This is a genomic window from Ravibacter arvi, assembly GCF_039540405.1.
Taxonomy (GTDB): domain Bacteria; phylum Bacteroidota; class Bacteroidia; order Cytophagales; family Spirosomataceae; genus Ravibacter; species Ravibacter arvi.
In genome coordinates this window covers 12,493-32,608 of record NZ_BAABEY010000008.1, presented here as the reverse complement: position 1 = coordinate 32,608, position 20,116 = coordinate 12,493, and the positions used below count along the sequence as shown (strand labels likewise).

Annotated in this window: 15 protein-coding genes; 12 read left to right on the top strand and 3 right to left on the bottom strand. The window is 51.1% G+C overall.

The features are described 5' to 3' along the window. The 3 genes from ABD852_RS03945 to ABD852_RS03935 all read left to right on the top strand — a co-directional run. Window positions 1–1,604, top strand: a 1,604-nt coding sequence (locus ABD852_RS03945) for a polymorphic toxin type 10 domain-containing protein (protein ID WP_345026717.1), incomplete at its 5' end; no start/stop codon positions are given. After that, window positions 1,601–1,885 (top strand): Imm27 family immunity protein, encoded by a 285-nt coding sequence (locus ABD852_RS03940; RefSeq protein WP_345026716.1) that lies wholly within the window; start codon window positions 1,601–1,603, stop codon window positions 1,883–1,885. The genes ABD852_RS03945 and ABD852_RS03940, both read left to right, overlap by 4 nt. A 589-nt stretch (window positions 1,886–2,474) precedes the next feature. Next, window positions 2,475–2,759 (top strand): hypothetical protein, encoded by a 285-nt coding sequence (locus ABD852_RS03935; RefSeq protein ID WP_345026715.1) that lies wholly within the window; start codon window positions 2,475–2,477, stop codon window positions 2,757–2,759. 72 nt (window positions 2,760–2,831) lie between these two features. On the opposite strand, the gene ABD852_RS03930 is transcribed toward ABD852_RS03935, so the two are convergent. Continuing rightward, complete coding sequence (locus tag ABD852_RS03930) at window positions 2,832–3,209, bottom strand: hypothetical protein (protein ID WP_345026714.1); 378 nt, start codon at window positions 3,207–3,209, stop codon at window positions 2,832–2,834. Between the two features lie 277 nt (window positions 3,210–3,486). Between ABD852_RS03930 and ABD852_RS03925 the strand changes: the two genes are divergently transcribed. The 9 genes from ABD852_RS03925 to ABD852_RS03885 all read left to right on the top strand — a co-directional run bounded on the left by ABD852_RS03925 (window position 3,487) and on the right by ABD852_RS03885 (window position 18,630). Continuing rightward, complete coding sequence (locus ABD852_RS03925; protein ID WP_345026713.1) at window positions 3,487–6,120, top strand: valine--tRNA ligase; 2,634 nt, start codon at window positions 3,487–3,489, stop codon at window positions 6,118–6,120. Between the two features lie 87 nt (window positions 6,121–6,207). Continuing rightward, entirely contained in the window at window positions 6,208–6,990 is a 783-nt protein-coding gene (locus tag ABD852_RS03920; protein WP_345026712.1) for a hypothetical protein, read from the top strand. Window positions 6,991–7,232: 242 nt separating this feature from the next. After that, window positions 7,233–9,689, top strand: coding sequence for a bifunctional aspartate kinase/homoserine dehydrogenase I (gene thrA, locus ABD852_RS03915; RefSeq protein ID WP_345026711.1), 2,457 nt, complete (start codon window positions 7,233–7,235; stop codon window positions 9,687–9,689). A 37-nt stretch (window positions 9,690–9,726) separates the two neighbouring features. After that, on the top strand, window positions 9,727–10,665 hold the full coding sequence (locus ABD852_RS03910; RefSeq protein ID WP_345026710.1) for a homoserine kinase: 939 nt from the start codon (window positions 9,727–9,729) through the stop codon (window positions 10,663–10,665). Window positions 10,666–10,745: 80 nt separating this feature from the next. After that, window positions 10,746–11,072 carry a HesB/IscA family protein gene (locus ABD852_RS03905; protein ID WP_345026709.1) on the top strand — a complete coding sequence of 109 codons (327 nt, stop codon included), beginning with the start codon at window positions 10,746–10,748 and terminating at the stop codon, window positions 11,070–11,072. A 503-nt stretch (window positions 11,073–11,575) separates the two neighbouring features. Then, the gene (locus tag ABD852_RS03900; protein ID WP_345026708.1) at window positions 11,576–14,683 is read left to right on the top strand and encodes a SusC/RagA family TonB-linked outer membrane protein; all 3,108 of its coding nucleotides are present in this window, start codon (window positions 11,576–11,578) and stop codon (window positions 14,681–14,683) included. Window positions 14,684–14,720: 37 nt separating this feature from the next. Then, entirely contained in the window at window positions 14,721–16,631 is a 1,911-nt protein-coding gene (locus ABD852_RS03895; RefSeq protein ID WP_345026707.1) for a SusD/RagB family nutrient-binding outer membrane lipoprotein, read from the top strand. A gap of 162 nt (window positions 16,632–16,793) precedes the next feature. Beyond that, entirely contained in the window at window positions 16,794–17,873 is a 1,080-nt protein-coding gene (gene gcvT, locus ABD852_RS03890) for a glycine cleavage system aminomethyltransferase GcvT (RefSeq protein WP_345026706.1), read from the top strand. Between the two features lie 46 nt (window positions 17,874–17,919). Then, window positions 17,920–18,630, top strand: a complete 711-nt coding sequence (locus tag ABD852_RS03885; RefSeq protein ID WP_345026705.1) for a 2-phosphosulfolactate phosphatase — start codon at window positions 17,920–17,922, stop codon at window positions 18,628–18,630. Window positions 18,631–18,641: 11 nt separating this feature from the next. On the opposite strand, the gene ABD852_RS03880 is transcribed toward ABD852_RS03885, so the two are convergent. Then, window positions 18,642–19,349, bottom strand: coding sequence for an outer membrane beta-barrel protein (locus tag ABD852_RS03880; protein WP_345026704.1), 708 nt, complete (start codon window positions 19,347–19,349; stop codon window positions 18,642–18,644). Window positions 19,350–19,360: 11 nt separating this feature from the next. Beyond that, window positions 19,361–19,993, bottom strand: coding sequence for a hypothetical protein (locus ABD852_RS03875; RefSeq protein ID WP_345026703.1), 633 nt, complete (start codon window positions 19,991–19,993; stop codon window positions 19,361–19,363). Window positions 19,994–20,116: the final 123 nt, after the last annotated feature.

Here is a 20,116-nt window from a genome sequence, read left to right as displayed (position 1 = left end):
GCTGGCTCCGCAAAGTGGAAGGCAAAACCAGCGCCGCTACCAATTTTGGCGTGGAGCTCAGGTATGCCAATGCTTCCGAAGCCCAGCACAACGGCAATATCGGCGAAATGCTTTGGCTGAAAGACGGTGCCTGGAACGGCTACAGGCTCAAATATGACGGGGTCAACCGGCTCACCGAGGCCCTTAATACAGATGCGGCAAACGGCATCTGGGAGAAAGTGACCGAGTATGACAAGAACGGTAACCTGAAGAAACTGCAGCGCGGCAAGGCCGCCGAAACCTGGGACAACCTCGAGTACTTCCTCTCCGACAACCGCCTCACCTCCATTAACGACGCCGGCAATGCCAATGGCGTTAAAAATGGCTCCTCGGCTTACGCGTACGACGACGGAGGAAACCTTACTTCCGACGGGAACAAGGGGGCAACGATTGCTTATAACCGCCTCAACCTCCCGCGCAGCGTCAGTATTGGCGGCAAAACCCTGGGCTATTACTACGACGGAAACGGAAACAAGCTCCGCATGGCCAACGGCGCTGTCAACACCAAATACGCCGGGCTGTTTGAATATGATGAAAGCAACTATCTCACGCGTATCGCCACCGAAGAAGGGCAGATCGCCGTCACCGGAAACGGCAATACCTATACCCCTAATTACTACCTCAAAGATCATTTAGGCAACGTACGTGCAGTAATCAACAAAGAAGGTACTATCTTGCAGGAAACTGAGTATTTTCCCTTCGGACTCGCCGTGCCCAAAACAGGGAACGATGCGGTCAATAAGTACCAGTTCCTGAATCGGGAAAAGCAGCCGGAGACAGGGTATATGGATCTGATGCGACGGTTCTATGACCCCACCATCGGCCGGTTTATGCAGGTGGATCCTGTAACGGAAACACAGGAAAACTATTCGGTTTACCAGTATGGATGGAATAATCCTATCTTAAGGAGTGACCCGAATGGAGACTGCCCGGGTTGCCCGCCAAGTAGCGGAGAAATGGTAGTGGCAGATGATGGGAGATTAGCCAGGGGTATAGTCGAATCTTTTAAGAGCACAGCAGCAGGGCTATGGAATTTAGTCCGTCATCCAATAGAATCGGCCAAAGCAATAGGAAATGCGGTAATGCATCCTGTGGAAACCGGGCAACGGATAGCAGAAGGAGTTAAACAAGATTTTAAAAATGACCCTGTTGTAGCTTCCGGAAAAGTGCTTGGTAATATGGGTCAAGCTGTTTTACCTGCCGGAATGATAGGTAAATCGAGTAAGGTTACCAATTCTGTTCCAAGTAAACTGGCGAGAGTTATTCCGGTCGAAGCGGGAGATGTTAAAACACTAGGGGCTCCAGGCTCTGCAGATGTTTTCGTTACGGCAGCCCAGGATATTAAGGGTTTAGGATCAGCAGAAATTTCTAAAAAATTAACCATACCTCCTAGTACGAGTGGATTTCAAATATACGAGTTTGCTACTCCACAAGGGATAGCGAGCCCTATCAATAGATCAAATCCAGGTTTTGTAGGTGGCGGAAGAACTGCGGGAGGTGCACGAGAGTTTGTAATACCTAATCAGAATGTTCCAAAAGATGCTGTAAAACGAATAGTTGAATGAAAAAGGTGATCTTAGCTGACGAGCAAATAATCAAAGGGAAATGGCTATTTGAAAATGATGAAATAAGAAAGGACGCAAATTCTATGAGAATTGAATGGCTGATTAAAAACCACCTAAAATGGATTGCCAAAGACACGAGTGGCTGGTTAAACCTTTATAAAGATCCAGACGACCAGAGGTACTGGGAATTACAGTTTGAGGACAGTGATTCTCATGGAGGTGGAGCACCAACGCTTATATGTATATCCGCAGATGCAGTTGCCAAACGCTACAACATATGATATTAATAAAAGCAAGTGAATTTAATAGCAAAATAGAAAGTTACCTTGTAACTGACAAACCCCGGCGTGCCGGGTTTAAAGTCTCGAATATGCCCTGCTTCTCGACTGCCGGTAAGAACTCTAGTTCATCCAGCTGCTTGACCATCTCTTTGTCATTAGTAGCGTTCCACCCTCCCGTCGGCAAGAAATCTGCACAAATCCAGATGCCAACCTAAAAAAAAGAATCCTTCTTACAAAAAAACATACTTTATTTGGAAATATAGTTCACAATACTGAACTTAGAACCGTGAACTACGAGCACTTACAAACGGTAAACAATTTTTGCCGGGAATATGGTTACTCTACATCTTACATTTACCGTCTGTACAGGGAAGGAAAATTTGATCTGGTCATTATCGACGGTGTAAAGTTTGTGGACAAAACAAGAATACCCACTGACTTCAAAAAGAAGGACTAATTTTTTACCGTTCTGGTTCATTGTTCACGACAGTGTATTTCTTGTCAATAAAAAAAAACACCCCGTCATGCCTGGAAAACAAACCGGGGTGCATGTTCAACGGGCTTGTGCCCACTAAATCAAATCAAAACTATGGAAAAGCTCCATGATTACCAAACCGTCAGCGCCTTGGAAAAAGCCACTCATGAATTTGACACCTTAATCCGGTTTACCCGGTGCACCGAGCTGCAGACTTCGCTTTGGCACATGTTTCAGGATAGCCTATGCCAATGTGACGACAGATCAATACCTGACGATATCCTGATACGGACTGAACTATATGATACGCTGCGAAATATTTTAACCGAGCTGGATAAAGTGGCCACGACGCCTGACCACGCTTTTACTATTTCGTATGGACCCAAAAGTGCCCATTGACCTCTTTAGAATAGGTCTCGCCCCGGCCGGCAATTTCTCGTCGGCCAGGGCAAAAGAAAATCTCACTGCACATCACTTTTCAGAAGCGCTGTCAATAATTTCCACTTTCGATAACCCAAGTGGGAGGAAATCCATATTCAGATGATCCGTATTCTTAATGCTATACCATATACCCGAATAACGAATCTTAGAACCGACAGGCATTCCTTCGGGCAGATTGCAGGGATCCAAAAGTCTGGAACCTCGATATAAAATCCTCACACGCTCCATTTTATGCGGACCTATAAACAGTACAATCTCTCCAACTTCATTCGATAACTTCTCCAATACCTCGTAATCTTCACTGTTACAATCCGGATCGAGATCAGTATCGGCTTCCACCTCCCTTTTAGCACACCCCGACAGGATAAACATTATCCCCAAAAAAGCACTTAAAAAAAATTTAACCATGGTATAGTATTGGCTATGAGCAAAGTTTACGCCAAAACACTTCTATGTATTTCGGACTGATTTCTACTGTTACCTTAAAGGTAGCAAATGTCTCCAACTACCCTCATCGCATCAACTGAGTATTATTTGAACTATTGCCCCACGATACTCCCGCCTCTAAAAGTCTCCCGCATTCCCCCACCCTCACGTTTTCTCCCTTCACCGCCCAAAATCTCCTATCTTTGCACCGCTGCAGGCGCCACGATGCCGCTCCCTATTGAAAATTGACTAAAAACAGATGATTTCGAAGACTTACGCCCCTGGTGATATCGAGGACAAATGGTACGAATACTGGATCAAAAACCGGTATTTCGCCTCCAAACCCAATCCCGAAAAAGAACCCTATACCATCGTCATCCCGCCACCCAACGTGACCGGCGTGCTGCACATGGGGCATATGCTCAATAATACTATCCAGGACATCCTGGTGCGCAAAGCCCGTATGGAAGGCAAAGAAGCCTGCTGGGTACCGGGCACCGACCACGCCTCTATTGCCACCGAAGCCAAAGTGGTGGCGATGCTCAAGGAAAAAGGCATCAAAAAAAGCGATCTCACCCGCGACCAGTTCCTGGAATATTGCTGGGAATGGACCCACAAATACGGCGGCATTATCCTGCAGCAGCTGCGCAAATTAGGCGCCTCCTGCGACTGGGACCGGACCCGTTTCACCATGGAGCCCGACTTGTACGATTCCGTTATCGAAGTTTTCATTGACCTCTACGAAAAAGGCGATATCTACCGCGGCCACCGCATGGTCAACTGGGATCCCCAGGCGCGCACCACCGTCTCTGACGAGGAAGTCATTACCAAAGAAGTAACCCAGAAACTGGTTTACCTGCGCTATGCACCGGCCAACGAGGAAGCCGGTGAAGGGGTGGTCATCGCCACTACCAGGCCCGAAACCATCATGGCCGACGTCGCCATCTGCGTAAACCCGCACGACGAGCGCTATCAGCACCTTATCGGGCAAAAAGTACTGGTGCCGCTCATTAACCGGGAAATCCCGGTCATTGCCGACGAATACGTCGACAAAGACTTCGGCACCGGCTGTCTTAAAGTAACGCCCGCGCACGATACCAACGACTACGAACTGGGAAAACGACACGGATTGCCAATCATTGACCTGCTCAATGAAGACGGCACGCTCAATGAAAAAGCACAGATCCTGGTCGGCGAAGACCGCTTCGTAGCCCGGAAGAAAATTATCAAACTCCTTGAAGAGTCCGGTGCGCTCGTAAAAACCGACGTGTACCAATCGAACGTGGGACACTCGGAGCGTACTGACGCCGTGATTGAACCCAGGCTTTCCGAACAATGGTTCCTGAAAATGGAACGGCTCAGCCAGCCGGCATTGGAGAACGTGATGAACGACACGATAAGGCTCATCCCGCCAAAGTTCAAAAATACCTACAAGCACTGGATGGAAAATGTCCGGGACTGGAACATCAGCCGCCAGCTTTGGTGGGGGCACCGCATTCCTGCCTACTACCTCCAGGACGGAACGGTCATTGTGGCCAAATCAAAACGGGAGGCACTCAGAAAGGCGCAGCACGAACTCCAGCTCTTTGCGCTTACCGAAGAGGACCTCACGCAGGACCCGGATGTGCTCGACACCTGGTTCTCCTCCTGGCTGTGGCCGATCTCGGTATTTGACGGGTTCAAAGACCCCGAAAATCCGGACATTAACTATTACTACCCGACCAACGACCTCGTTACCGCCCCGGAGATCCTGTTCTTCTGGGTCGCCAGGATGATCATTGCCGGGTATGAATACAAAGGTCAGTACCCTTTCCGGAACGTATACCTTACCGGTATCGTCCGCGACAAGCAAGGCCGGAAAATGTCGAAATCACTGGGCAATTCGCCGGACCCTATCGACCTCATCCAACAGTACGGGGCCGACAGTGTTCGGACCGGGATGCTTTTCAGCTCACCAGCCGGTAACGACCTCCCCTACGACGAAAAAATGGTCGAACAGGGCCGGAATTTCTGTAACAAAATCTGGAATGCCTTCCGGCTGGTAAAAGGCTGGAGCGTGAGCGACCGGCCGGGTGATAACCAACTGGCGATCGACTGGTTTGAGGCGCGGTTCAACCAGGCTACCGCCGAAATACTGGACCATTTCGAAAAATTCCGTATTTCCGATGCCCTGAAATCCGTTTACAGCCTCATCTGGGACGATTTCTGCGCTCAATACCTGGAAATGGTGAAGCCGGCTTTCGAACAACCGATCGACGCGCAGTCGTACCAGGCTACCCTTGATTTCTTCGACCGCCTGATGCGGCTTGCCCATCCGTTTATGCCTTTCATTACGGAGGAACTATGGCAAAATGTAGCCGACAGAGCCGAAAATGCCTCGGTTTCTATCAGCGCCTACCCCGCTGCCCAACCCTTTGACACCGGCATCTTGAATGATTTTGAAATCCTTTTTGAGGTCGTTTCATCACTCCGGAACCTCAGGAATGCCAAAGGCATCAGCCCGAAAGTGGAACTTCCGCTTTTCGTAAAAACCGACAAAGCGGAACTCTACACCCGTCTTGGGTCCATCATCAGGAAACTAGCCAATACCGGCGAAATTACCTGCAGCGAAAGCAACCTGGAGGGCGTCTCGTTCCTCATTAAATCTGACGAGTTCTTTGTTGACCTCGCAGGCGAAGTAGATGCGGAAGAAGAGAGGACCAATCTCCTCAAAGACCTGGAATACACGCGTGGGTTCCTCAATGCGGTGATGAAAAAACTCGGTAACGAAAGATTTGTTCAGAACGCAAACCCCGAGGTGGTGGAGAAAGAAAGGCAAAAGCAGGCGGATGCCGAATCCAAAATCCAGACCATCGAAGAGGCGCTGGCACGACTGGACGGAAACGCCGGCTGACCCCCACCCTTATTTGCATATTTTTTAGACGCGCAGACAATTTACCCCCCTGTTTGCGCGTCTATTTAACACACAATCTATATAGCTATGCACAGGATTTTCAATCTCTTCCTATTTTTCTGCTTCATTTTTACGCTGGTCCTCGCACCTGAAAATAGCTTCGGACAATCGCGGAAATGGAGCCAGGTGAAAAAAACCTCGGTCACTTTTGGCGGCGGTTACAGTCTTCCCATCGGTAAGTTCGCCAGCAAGGCGTTTGACGACCCGAAGGCGGGGATGGCCGACGCCGGGTATTTCGGCCAGTTTAACCTCGAACAAAAGCTTTTTCCGGGATTCGGACTAAGGTTATCGGCCATTCAAAACGTTAACCGCACCAACCCGGAGCCCGTGATCAACAAAGCGAACGAGCTGGTAATGAATTTCGGTCCGCTTATCGGCGAAACAGGCCCCTATAACTGGCAGGCGGAAAGCGGAAGATGGAAAATGACGTCGCTTATGCTGGGCCCGGCCATTTACATTCCCATCGGGCCGTTGGAAATAGAGGCCCACGCGCAGGTGGGAAGATTGTTCATTACATCACCCAAAATTACACTCAACGGTACTTCAGAGAGCGGCAATAACCCCATCGTGGCGCAGATGTTCCCGATCAAGGCGCAGAACTGGGGCTTTGGAGGCGGCGCCAGCCTCAGGATTCCGCTTGGAAAATCGGTTCAGCTGAGCTTGCTCGCCGATGCGCTCGCCGCCGATGCCAATTTTGAAAATATAGCCCTGCACGGGAACGTTGGCGGTATGGAGGTAACACAGAATATCAGCGAAAAAAGAGCCGTTGGCGTACTCAACGTCGGCGCGGGGCTGGTTTTCAGGTTTTAAAAAAGGTGTGAGGTATGAGCGGTAAGACATAGCTCACTTCCGGCCACTATTGCTATATTTGCAGCCTCAATTCAAGGCTGTGAACCAGTATAGCTATGGCCTGCTGAGAAGAAATTACCATGAGCCGCAACGACGGACTGCCATGAGGTACCAGGCGCTAGGGAAACCGGCACACAAACCGTGCCTACCCGAAAGCCGGCACCTCATTGCTCAAACCTCATAGCTCAAACCTTTCTGTACCAATGAAAGTACTTAAATTCGGAGGCACTTCGGTAGCCTCGGCCGAGAACATCAGGAATATCGTCAGTATTGTTGAAAAGAACATCAAACAGGGCGAGCACCTTGCGCTGGTATTCTCGGCGATGGGCGGTGTCACCAATAAACTGTTGGAAATCGGCCGTATGGCCGCCGCAGGTAATGATTCCTATAAAGAACTGCTCGACGCGATTGAGGCAAAACATTTTGCGCTGATCAAGTCACTGATCCCGGTTCAATCCCAAAGCAACATTCTGGCGCTTACCAAATCGGGCTTCAACGACCTTTCGGACCTTTTGCGCGGTGTTTCATTAATTCGTGAGTTTTCAAAGCGCACCTCTGACCTTACCGTCAGCTTCGGGGAACGCTTATCCACCAGGATTATAGCGGCGGTGCTTACAAGCTCCGGCATCTCGGCCGACTTCTGCGACGCCAGAACGCTCATCCGCACCGACCACCACTTCGGAATGGCCAATGTTGATTTCAACGTGACCAATGCCAATATCCAGGAATACTTTGAAAACCGGAATGCCATCCAGTGCGTAACCGGCTTTATCGGGCAAACCGAAGACGGCATTACCACCACGCTCGGAAGGGGCGGCTCCGATTATACGGCATCTATCCTGGGCGCCGCGCTACAGGCGTCGGTCATCGAAATCTGGACCGACGTGGACGGCATGATGACCGCCGATCCGCGAAAAGTTCCGAATGCCTTCACCATCCCCGACATCTCGTATGCGGAAGCGATGGAACTTTCTCATTTCGGGGCTAAAGTAATTTATCCACCCAGCCTGCAACCCGCATTTACGAGGAACATCCCCATCAAAATCCTGAACACATTCAATCCTTCTTTTGAAGGCACTTTGGTGAGCAGGTCCACCCCGGCTCGGGCGTTCGATATCACCGGGATCTCGTCTATTGACGATATCGCACTGGTAGACATCCAGGGAAGCGGCATGATCGGCGTTGCCGGGGTATCGTCGCGCCTTTTCACGGCTCTTTCCCAGAATTCCATCAGCGTCATCCTGATTTCCCAGGCATCTTCCGAACATTCCATCTGTTTTGCCATTAACCCGGAAGACGCGCAACGGGCCCAGGTTGTTCTGGAGCGCGCATTTGAAAAGGAAATCGCGGCCGCGCAGATCGACAGCATTTCCATTCAGAAGAATCTCTCCATTATCGCGATAGTAGGCGAAGGGATGCGCAGAAGCACCGGAATTTCCGGGAAACTTTTCTCGGTTCTCGGGAAAAACGGGGTGAACGTAGTCGCCACGGCCCAGGGTTCATCCGAGCTCAATATTTCCGTCGTCATCAGCAAAAACGACCTTTCCAAGGCGTTGAATGCCATTCACGGGGTATTCTTCCAATCTGAAACCCGGTCGCTCAATGTTTTTATCGTTGGGGCGGGGCTTATCGGCAGCACCCTCTTGAACCAGATCGCCAGCCAGGCCGCCTACCTCAAAGAAGAACGGCTGCTTGAAATCAATGTGATCGGGCTTTCGAATACAAGGAAAATGCTCCTGGATACCAACGGAATTTCCCCGGTAACCTGGCGCGACTCCCTGGAGGCGAATGGAGTGAAAACCAGCCTGCCGGCTTTTGTGCAGCGCATCCAGGAGCTCAACCTGCCCAACAGTGTTTTTGTTGATTGTACGTCCGACAAAGAGATTGTACAATATTACCCCATGCTGCTGAAATCGCATATTTCTATTGTAACCCCCAATAAGGTTGCCAATTCAGGCACTTACGCAGATTACAAGCTGCTAAGGGAGTCTGCGTTGAAGTATGGCGTCAAATTCCTTTATGAAACGAACGTAGGCGCCGGGCTGCCGATTATCAGCACCATAGACGGCCTCATTACCAGCGGGGACAAATTCCTCAAAATTGAAGCCATACTTTCGGGAACGCTCTCCTATATATTCAACAGCTTCGGGCCCGACCTGCCTTTTGCGGACGCAGTACGCGATGCCAAGGCCAAAGGGTACACCGAACCAGACCCCCGCGACGACCTGAGCGGCCTCGATGTGGCGCGTAAAATTTTGATCCTGGCCCGTGAAGTGGGTGTCCCGCTGGAGCCGGAAGCAATCAAAATTGCCCCATTGCTACCCGATAATTGCCTGCAAGCGCCTTCTGTGGACGAGTTTTTCCGCCAGCTGGAAATTTCCGACGACTATTTCGCCAACCTGCTCGCCGATGCCGCAAAATCAGACGGCCGCCTCCGGTACATTGCTTCGCTCGAGAACGGGAACGCGTCGGTGCAGCTGCGGGTAGTAGACAGGCAGCATCCTTTCTATAACCTGTCCGGCAGCGACAATATTATCTCCTTCACTACCGAACGGTACAAGGATACCCCACTTGTGATCAAGGGGCCGGGAGCCGGTGCTGAAGTTACTGCAACGCGTGTTTTTGCCGATATTATCAGTGTCAGCAGTTTTTTAGAATAACCACCTTTTACCTCACCTGACCCGGAACTTTCTGAGAATGGAATATATTAAAGTATTCGCGCCGGCTACAGTGGCCAACGTAGCCTGCGGATTTGACATCTTCGGTTTTGCAGTAGACCACCCGGGTGACGTGGTGGAAATACGTCGCAAGCCGGAACCGGGCATTACCATTGAAGCCATTTACGGAGATGAAGGCCGGCTGCCGACAGATCCGAACCGCAATGCCGTGACGGTGGTGATGTTGCACCTGCTGGCACATCTCAACATCACCGACTTCGGTGCGTCGGTAGTGCTCCACAAGAACATGGCGCTGGGTAGCGGCATGGGCTCGAGCGCAGCCAGCTCGGTTGCGGGCGTAGTGGCCCTGAATGAAATGCTGGGCAGCCCGCTGACCCGCAAAGAGTTACTGCCGTTTGCCATGCAGGGTGAACTGATGGCCGCAGGCGCTGCGCATGCTGACAATGTCGGCCCGTCACTGCTGGGAGGGTTTCTCGTCATCAGGAGCTACAACCCTTTGGATGTTTTTAACATCAGCGTTCCCCGGGAACTGTACTGTACCCTGGTTCACCCTGACGTTGAGGTCAACACAAAAGATGCCCGGCTTATTCTCAGAAACGAGGTTTCCCTGAAAAACGCCATTACCCAGATGGGTAACGTTGCAGGTCTGATCAGCGGGCTGATGACCGGGGATTACAACCTGATCAGCCGTTCAATGGTAGATGTAATTATAGAACCCGTCCGGGCTATCCTGATCCCGGAGTTTAACGAAGTAAAGCAGGCGGCACTGGATAACGGTGCGTTGGGTTGCAGCATTTCCGGCGCCGGTCCTTCCATGTTCACACTGGCCCGGTCGGCAGCCGACGCCGAACGGATTGGCAAAGCCATGAAGCACACTTTTGCGTCGGCCGGTATAAGCAGCACCTCCTACGTGTCGGGGATTAACATGGAGGGCCCCCGCATACTTGATAAATATTGAACTTAAACTTTTTGCTTGTCGTTTTCTGTAGGTAGCCGGCCGGAGACAGCCTGCCGGCAAATGATCTAATAATTCAACAGATGGTAACCGTAACAGACCTAGCTAAAGATAAGATTCTCGCCTTGCGCGAAAAAGAAGGTCATTCCAATGATCACCACATCCGCGTGGGCGTAGTGGGCGGCGGATGCTCCGGTTTGATGTACAACCTCGAGTTTGATACAGATTCAAAACCCAATGACATGGTTTTTGAGGACAAGGGCATCAAGATTGTCGTCGACAAAAAAAGCGTGCTTTACCTGGCAGGGACCGTACTGGATTTTTCAGACGGCCTGAACGGGAAGGGCTTTCATTTCGTTAATCCGAACGCAAGCCGTACCTGCGGCTGCGGCGAAAGCTTTGCGGTATAGCCGCTCAAATCCCATAAAAAAAAGGGAGGCCCGTCGGGCTTCCCTTTTTTTTATGGGATTTGAGCGGTGAGGGGTGAGGTGTGAGGCGTGAGCCTTGCCATCCGGTAGTTGTGCCCTCACACCTCACGGCTCACACCTCACCCCTTCAAACGGGTACGTTCACGGTCTTATTTTTTAAATTTTTTTCAAAAATCTTGCGCACTAATTTTCCTTTTTTTAAAAAACTATTACTTTTGTGTTAATAATTAGCCCATAAGTACCATTGAAAGGCTTTTTTGCTATAACATCAATCAACAATTTCTAAGAATACCGGTACTGCCTTTCAAATTGCTTATGGCCCGTAGCTCATTCCTCACATCCAAAGTATAGGACCACTCTCCCGGCATGACAGGACCGGAAAAACTGACAATCGCTATTTTCGCCGGCAAACTACTTGCGCGCGCAACTCTTTTAAAGTGCCCCATTTTTTAAGTTAAACAAGCGTTATCAACTATCTGTATTTTATGCGACAAATTGTACTATTCTGTGCGTTTTTCTTCCTCACCGGAAGTCTGGATGCATTTTCACAGGCTGTACGGGGGAAAGTCACCTCCGGTGTCGACGGCAGCCCCCTCCCCGGCGTTTCAGTATTGGTGAAAGGCAGTTCCGTGGGTACGGCCACCGACGCAAACGGTGAATACTCCATAAACGCGGCCGCCACCAATACACTCGTATTCTCATTTATCGGGTTCACCACGGTTGAAGAAACAGTGGGCAACCGTACCACTATTGATATTGCACTGGCAGAAAACGCCGCCCAGCTGAGCGAAGTCGTAGTAACCGCCCTCGGTATCCAGCGCGAGAAAAAATCGCTCGGTTATGCCATCCAGGAGGTAAAAGGCGCAGTCCTCTCGGAAGCCAAAGAGACCAACCTCGCCAACGCTTTCACAGGGAAAGTGGCGGGTCTCCAGGTAGTGAGGTCCAGCAACGGCGCCGGAGGTTCCTCCAAAATTGTATTGCGGGGAAATAACTCGCTTACCGGATCCAACCAGCCATTGATTGTCGTGGACGGAATCCCGATTGACAACTTCACCGGCACCACCGAAAACGGTTACTGGGGCGCAGGCCTTGACATGGGTAGCGGTCTGGGCGATATCAGCGCCGATGACATTGAAAGCATGAGCGTACTGAAAGGCCCCTCTGCTGCGGCCCTTTACGGTTCCCGCGCAGGAAACGGTGTGATCCTGATCACCACCAAATCCGGACGGACCCAGCCCGGGCTTGGCATCACGTTCTCAACCACCCAGGGTGTAGAAGACATCTTTATCAGGCCCGAGCTGCAGAACAGCTTCGGCCAGGGTACCGACAACGTATTTAACGCTACCAGCGACCTTAGCTGGGGACCAAAAGCAACCGGTCAAAGCGTGAAAAAATGGGACGGCACTGATTCCCCCCTTACCATCCATGATAACCTGAATTCATTCCTCAGGAAAGGTTCCAACCAGATCTACAACCTGGCTCTGCAGCAACAGTTCGGCTCTACCTCGATCTACTCTTCTTTCAACTACCTGAGCGACCGCAGCATAATCCCGGGCAACAAGCTGAACCGCGTCAACTTCAGCACCAGGGCTACCACCCGCTTCGGAAAGGAGAACCGCTGGACCAGCGACGTCAAAATGTCGTACAACAATACATCCGGCTTCAACCGCCCTATCAATGGACGCGACAATAGCAGTGTCTATGTACTCTACCGCCTGCCCAGGAGCCTGGACATTACCGACTTTGAAGCTGCAACCAACCAGTTCGGCAAGATGCTCTGGTACCCCGGCGCCCCCGGCCCGCAAACCAACCCTTACTGGCTGTATCAAAACAACCTCAACAGGGATTCCCGCAACCGGTTTATCATGAACGGGTCATTGAAGTACGCTTTTACAGACTGGCTCGACCTTGAAGTAAGAGCCGGTGGTGATTTGTACGCTACCACTACTGAAAATAAAACTTACGCCGGCAGCCCGCTGACCAATTCCTATGCTACAGGAAAACAAACCTTCAGCGAGGTCAATTACTCGGCATTGCTAAAAGGTCAGCGTGACAACGTTTTCGGTGAATTCGGCGGTAGTTTCACGCTGGGAGGAAACCTGATGGAGCAAAAATACAATTCGCTGAGTGTCAATACCGGCGCGCTCGAGGTGCCCAACCTGTTCTCCCCCACCAACGCAGCAGGTGTTGCTACCATTTCACCTGCGTTCAGCCGCAAAAAAATTAACTCGCTGTACGGCTCTCTGGGCATTAACTACGGCGGCTGGATTTTCCTTGACGTAACCGCCAGAAATGACTGGTCATCGGCGCTGATCGAGGCAAACCGTTCTTACTTCTACCCGTCTTTCAGCCTTTCCTACGTGCTTTCGGATATGCTGGAAGCCAACGGATCAAGCCTCCCCACCTGGTGGAGCTACGCAAAACTCCGGGCTTCCTATGCAACCGTGGGTAACGACCTGGCTCCTTACCAGTTGTTCAATGGCTATAACATCAAGAAAGACCCGCTCAGCAATACCATCGCTGAACGTCAATCCCTGCTTAAAAATTCTGGCGTCAGAAGCGAGCTGATCAAAAACCTGGAGTTCGGCGGAGAATTCCGTTTTTTCAACAACCGCCTGGGTTTAGACCTGACCTGGTACAAATCTAATGCTACCCGGCAGCTGATCGACATCCCGATGGATCCTTTGAGTGGTTATTCCACTATGAAAATTAACGCCGGCAACATACAGAACAAAGGATTTGAAATAGTAGCCAACGTCGGGATCCTCACCGCTCCCAGCTCGCTTACCTGGAACCTGAGCGCTAACTTCTCACGCAATGAAAACAAAATCATCGACATCGCGACAGACCAGGGTGTAGATGAATACCAGCTGGGTGCATTTGATGACTTGTTTATCCGCGCAGCAGCGGGCGGCTTGTATGGCGATATTTACGGGACCCGTTTCCTACGGGTGAAAGACGAAGCGAGCCCCCATTTCGGAAAGCTGCTCCTTGACGGTGACGGATTACCTCAACGTGATGCTGAAATTGTTAAGCTGGGCAACCAGCAGGCAAAAGGCTTGCTGGGTATTACCAACAGCTTCAGCTATAAAGGCATCGGCTTTTCCTTCCTGGTTGACGCGCGTATCGGCGGTCACATATTCTCGGGTAGCCAGGTAGGCCTTCAGTCTGCGGGTACAGCGAAAGTAACGGCCCCGGGCGGAGAAAGACCGGACCTCGTAGTAGATGGCGTTGTGGCGGCAGACGGCGGCGGCTATGAAGCCAATAGCGAAATGACCACCCAGCAAAAATACTGGACGCGCGTAGCGACGCTTAACAACCTCGGGGTTGGTGAGGCCTACCTGTACAACGCAAGCAACGTACGTTTGCGGAACGTGATGCTGAGCTACGGCCTGCCCAAGCAAATGCTCGGGAAGGTATTCCAGACCGCAAGGGTGTCTGCATCCTGCAACAACGTCTGGATGATCAAGAGCCACCTGAACGGCATTGACCCCGAATCAGTTTTTGCCACCGGCACCAACGCTGTAGGATTCGAAAATGGCGGCTTCCCCACCATGCGGTCTTTCCTCTTCTCGCTCACATTAGGCTTCTAATCAAGATATTATTCGTCATAAAAGACATAGCATCATTATGAAATCAGTTTTTAAAAGGATCGTCTTTCCAGCATTTGCGCTCCTCCTTACTACGACTGCCTGCAACGATTTCGACGAAATAAATGCCGATCCGTACATGGCTACGGAAAACCAGGTACAGGTCGAATACTTTATTAACGGCTCGATCATCAATTCCCAAATGGACCCGCATATTGCAGAACGGATTTTTGTTCTGTACTGGAAAACGGCAGGGCGCCAGCAAGTTGGCGGCGGGATCGCAACCGGCGGCTACAATGACGGCTGGTCGGCCGACTACTACGGTATGAGTTACATGGGGGGATGGCTAAACAGCATCTATTCCGGGATTGCCGTAGCAGAAAACCAGATCAAAACCGGTAACGTCAAGGAATACACCAACAACCTGTTGCAAGTTGCGCGTATCTGGCGTGCCTACCTGCTCAGCGAGCTCGCTGACACTTTCGGCCCCATCCCCATCAATGGTTTCCAAGGTAAAAACCCGGAGTTTAGTGACGTTAAAACCGTGTACTACTTCCTTTTGGACGAGCTGAAGGACGCGTCCTCAAAGCTGGACACCAAAATTTCCAGCACGGCCATTGCGAAATTCGACCAGGCTTATGGCTATGACTATGTGAAGTGGCAGAAGTATGCAAATTCTCTGCGGCTGCGGCTGGCGATGCGCCTTTCCGAGGTGGATGCTGCGAAGGCTAAGGCTGAATTCGAAGCAGCCGCCGCATTGCCGCTGCTGACTACTTCCGCCGAAACTTTCCAGGTCCAGGAAAAACCAGGCTGGGACGCCCTGACAGGCGTAATGAGCCGTGAGTGGAACTACTTCCAGATTTCGTCGACCATCAACAATCTCTACCTCGGTCTCGGCGGTATTAAATCTGTCGACCAGGTAAAAGCAGATCAGGTTCCCTTTGTAAAACCGCAAAATTACCTCGGACTGAAGCTTGAAGATCATTTCACAACAATGACCAACGACCCTTCGGCAGGTTACTGGCTCGACGGCCTCCCATACAGCATCGATCCCCGGGCCTACAAAACCTACATTATTCCCGGAGACATCACCAACAGCGATTTCAACGCCTATCCCTCCTGGGACGAAACCGCCAAGACAACCGAGCGGACTTTGGTAGATGCTGCAGGCAAAGAGGTCAAAAAAATCAATGCGAAATACCACTGGAATGCCCCGAGCTATGGCGACTGGGGGGCGAAAGGAGCCAAAAATAACCTTCGCTCGTTCAACGGCGCCATACCACGCCACGGTCAGCAGTTCCGCGCCAGCGGCAGCAAGCGTATTTTCTTCGCTCCCTGGGAAACCTACTTCCTGCTGGCAGAAGGTGCAGAAAGAGGGTGGACAACACCCATGAGCGGCAAAGCAGCTTACGAAGCAGGTATCGACGCCAGCTTTACCTACTGGGGAGTCTCTGGTTTCGCCACACAGTACAAAGCTTCTAAAGATTACAACAAGGTGGGTACTTCCGTAAACTGGGACCACGTGGCTGAACCGCCCGCTACCTATTCGGCAACATTTGTGAACGGATATACCAATGCGGCAGGTACGGTTGAGAAAACATACCCGAAAAACGATCTGTACAAAAACGGTACCGTCAGAAACGATCACCTTACGAAGATCATCACGCAAAAATTCATCGCGCAGACACCGTGGCTCCCGCTTGAGTCGTGGAATGACCAACGCCGCCTTGGATTGCCGTTCTTTGACAACCCGGCTGTAGAAAACCCGCTTGTGAATTTGCCTGCGCTTAATGCAAGCAACTACATGACCAGCGATGTGAAGTTTTTCCCACAGCGGATCAAGTACCCGTCCAGCATTCCGGCGAGCAACAATACCGGTTACAATCAGGCGCTCCAGCACCTGGGTGGCGCGGACGCGACCTCTACGCCGCTTTGGTGGGCCAAACACTGATATAACACTTAAACCGCTTCAGCAAACACGGGGAAGGCGAGAATGCAGCTGCATTTTCGCCTTCCCCGTGTTTGTTACCTGCCAATAATGCTTCGTGGCAATCACTATTTGCCCCGGTTTTCGTACCTTTGCCACTCATTTCATCACAACCATACCCCGTTCATGAAACAGATTCCCCTGCATGCTTTGCATGTTTCGCTCGGTGCCAAAATTGTACCCTTCGGCGGCTTCGAGATGCCCGTCCGGTATAGCTCCGATCTCGAAGAACACCATACGGTGAGAAATGGCGTCGGCGTATTCGATGTCTCCCATATGGGCGAATTTCTCGTGAAAGGCAAAGGCGCGCTTGCGTTTATTCAAAAGGTCTCGGCCAATGATGCCTCGGTACTGATCGACGGAAAGGTACAATACAGCTACCTTCCCAATGAGCAGGGCGGCGTGGTAGATGATCTGCTCGTGTACCGAAACGGGGAAGATGATTATATGCTGGTGGTCAATGCTTCCAATATCGATAAGGATTGGAGCTGGATCTCACAGTTTAAGACAGATGACGTGACGTTGACCAATATTTCCGATCAGACCTGTCTTTTTGCTGTCCAGGGACCAAAGGCTGCCGCCACGATACAGAAGCTCACCGACGTGCCTGTGGGCAACCTTGAATACTATACTTTCACAAAAGGCTCCCTGGCCGGTGTTGATGATATAATTATTTCGGCGACAGGGTACACAGGGGCCGGCGGTTTCGAAATTTATGTAGGCCGCGAACATGCCGCACACGTGTGGGCGGAGATTTTTAAAGCCGGGGAGGAATATGGCATCAAACCTATCGGTCTGGGTGCCCGCGACACCCTGCGGCTCGAAATGGGCTATTGCCTGTATGGTAATGATATTGACGACAGCACCTCTCCGCTGGAAGCCGGGTTGGGCTGGGTCACCAAATTCAGTAAGGACTTTGTTGGTTCGGCCGTCATCCGGGCCCGGAAAGAAAACGGTCTTCAGAAAAAGCTTGTGGGTATTGAGTTGGTAGAACGGGGAGTACCCCGACCTCACTATGAAATTACCGATGCCGACGGGGTAAAAATCGGGGAGGTAACTTCGGGTACTCAATCACCCACCCTTCAGAAAGGCGTTGCCCTGGGTTATGTGCCGGTCACCAGTGCAAAACCCGGCACCGAAGTCTATATCAAGGTCCGCGACAAGCTGATCAAGGCCAGGATCTCAAAACTACCGTTCGTCAGGTAATCTGCCGGCTGGCTTTCATCCCAAAATCTATTGCTGCAGCACCCGAATGAATAATTTTGACGTTTGTTTAACCCCTGACCTGCTACACCTGCACAGGTTGGAAAATAGTATTGTGGTCGTTACTGATATTTTCAGGGCCACCTCCTGCATGGTTACCGGCCTGGCCCACGGAGTTGAAAGCATCACACCGGTCGCTACTGTTGAAGAATGCAAAAACCTCCAGGACCGGGGGTACATCGCTGCCGCCGAGCGTAATGCCCAAAAAGTGGAAGGCTTTGACCTCGACAACTCGCCGTTCAGCTTCATGAACGAAAAACTGATCGGGGCCAAAATTGCCATGACCACTACCAATGGTACCCTTTCAATCGCAAAGGCCAAAGGATCGGCAGTTAAAGTCCTGGTAGGTGCTTTTCTGAACCTCGGCGCCCTCGCCGACCACCTGCGCAAAGAACCCTACGACGTGCTGGTACTTTGTTCCGGATGGAAAGGAAGGCCCAACCTGGAAGATACGCTTTTTGCGGGCGCGTTGGCAGAATCACTAAAGAATGAATACACCCTCCAGGAGGACAGCGCGCTGATGGCCCAGCGCCTGTATAACCAGGGGAAAGGCAACCTGCTGTCGTTCGTGGCCAACTCCTCCCATGTAAGGCGGCTGCAGCGGCTTGGCATTCAAAAGGATATTGCCTATTCCCTGCAAACCGATCTGTATGACGTAGTGCCCGTACTGAGAGGAAGCAGCCTGGTACAAATGCACTAGGGCATTCGGCCCTACCTTACAAAATAGGTCAAACCTAAACCTATGGCAGGCAGATTCAGGTTGGGCGATAGCGCATAATTGAATTTGTCTATCTTGCTTTTCCGCAGAACATTGTGGGTGCTGCCGTTGTATTCGGTATTGCTACCTCTTTCGAAAGAAAGGTAAACCGGGTTAATAAACGCGAAGGAAGCATTCAGCCAGCACTTTTCCGACAACTTGTAGTAAGCCCCCGCCTTAAGCGAAAAGCCAAGCGCAAACGCCGTAGTACGGGTGTGTACGTATTCGGTTGTCCCCTGTATATGGTATTCGTTGTCTACATTCACAGAGGCGGCAATATCAGGCCCCCCATAAAACCCCCAGTGCTCGTTTACGTGCTTGTAATATTGCCAGAACTTCCCTATCCCTGCATAATACCCCTCGATACCATCCGCTTTGTCTGACCATATAGAAGAGTCGGTGACATCTTTTGTGGTTTTCTGAAGAGTGAGCCCGCCCCGCAGGCTCCACCCGGTTACTTTTTGCTCCGTTACGAATTTTCCCACCGACATGTCAAAGCCAATCGCTCCACGGGATTTCGCTCCCTCGATGGCCTTATAATTTTGCGTATTAAACCCGATTGACCCGGAGCCCGACACAAAATGCCGCCCGTTGTACTGGGCCATTACCCGGGAGGTCATTCCCAGTAGAATAATGATTGGTATATAAATGAGATTCTTCATGCCCGTCTTGGTTAATTTAGATAAAATGCACCTCTCAAACCAAAAACACTGGGCAGGCTGCTACTCATATGAGATGAAAACGCAAACGAGCTCCCCGTATCGGTTTTGTTGTAGCTCAGACCCAGGCTGAAGATATTCAGATCGGCCTCAACGGCAAACCGCTTGCCGACCCGGTAAGAGATACCGGGGCTAACCATAAGCCGGGTGGCAAAACTCTTCTCCGTTGCTGACCGGGAATAAGTCGTCTTTGACCAATCAACTCCAATAGAAGGCTGCACAAACAAGGAAAGCTTGTTGAACACAGGTTTGTACCACCTTACAAAGGGCGCCACACCATACCTCGATATCCTTTGTTTGAAATCTGACCCTCCGCTCGCATCGCTCCAACTCCGGTAGGGCACCAGGCTGCCGGATAAGCCCACTCCGAACATAAAATTTTCTTTCGCGAACATACCCCATTGCAGTGCGAGAGAAAGGATTTGCTGCTGAACCCGTGCATTCGGGTGGCCGGGGCTACTTAATTTTGTAAAATAGCCCGATCCCTGAACAGTCGCCCCGAGAAAATGGGTCCCTTTTTCGATCTGGGCTTCCGCCGTCAGAAAGGTGCATGCCCAAAAAAACAGGCATAAGTAGATGCTTTTCATACGGGTAGCTGTGAGTGGTGAGGTTTGAGGTTTGAGCGCCATACGGGTGGTCGCCTGGTCAAGCGCTGTGTATAGATGAAAAATCGGAGGGCAAGATAGGAAAATTTCCCAGGCCGCTCCGGT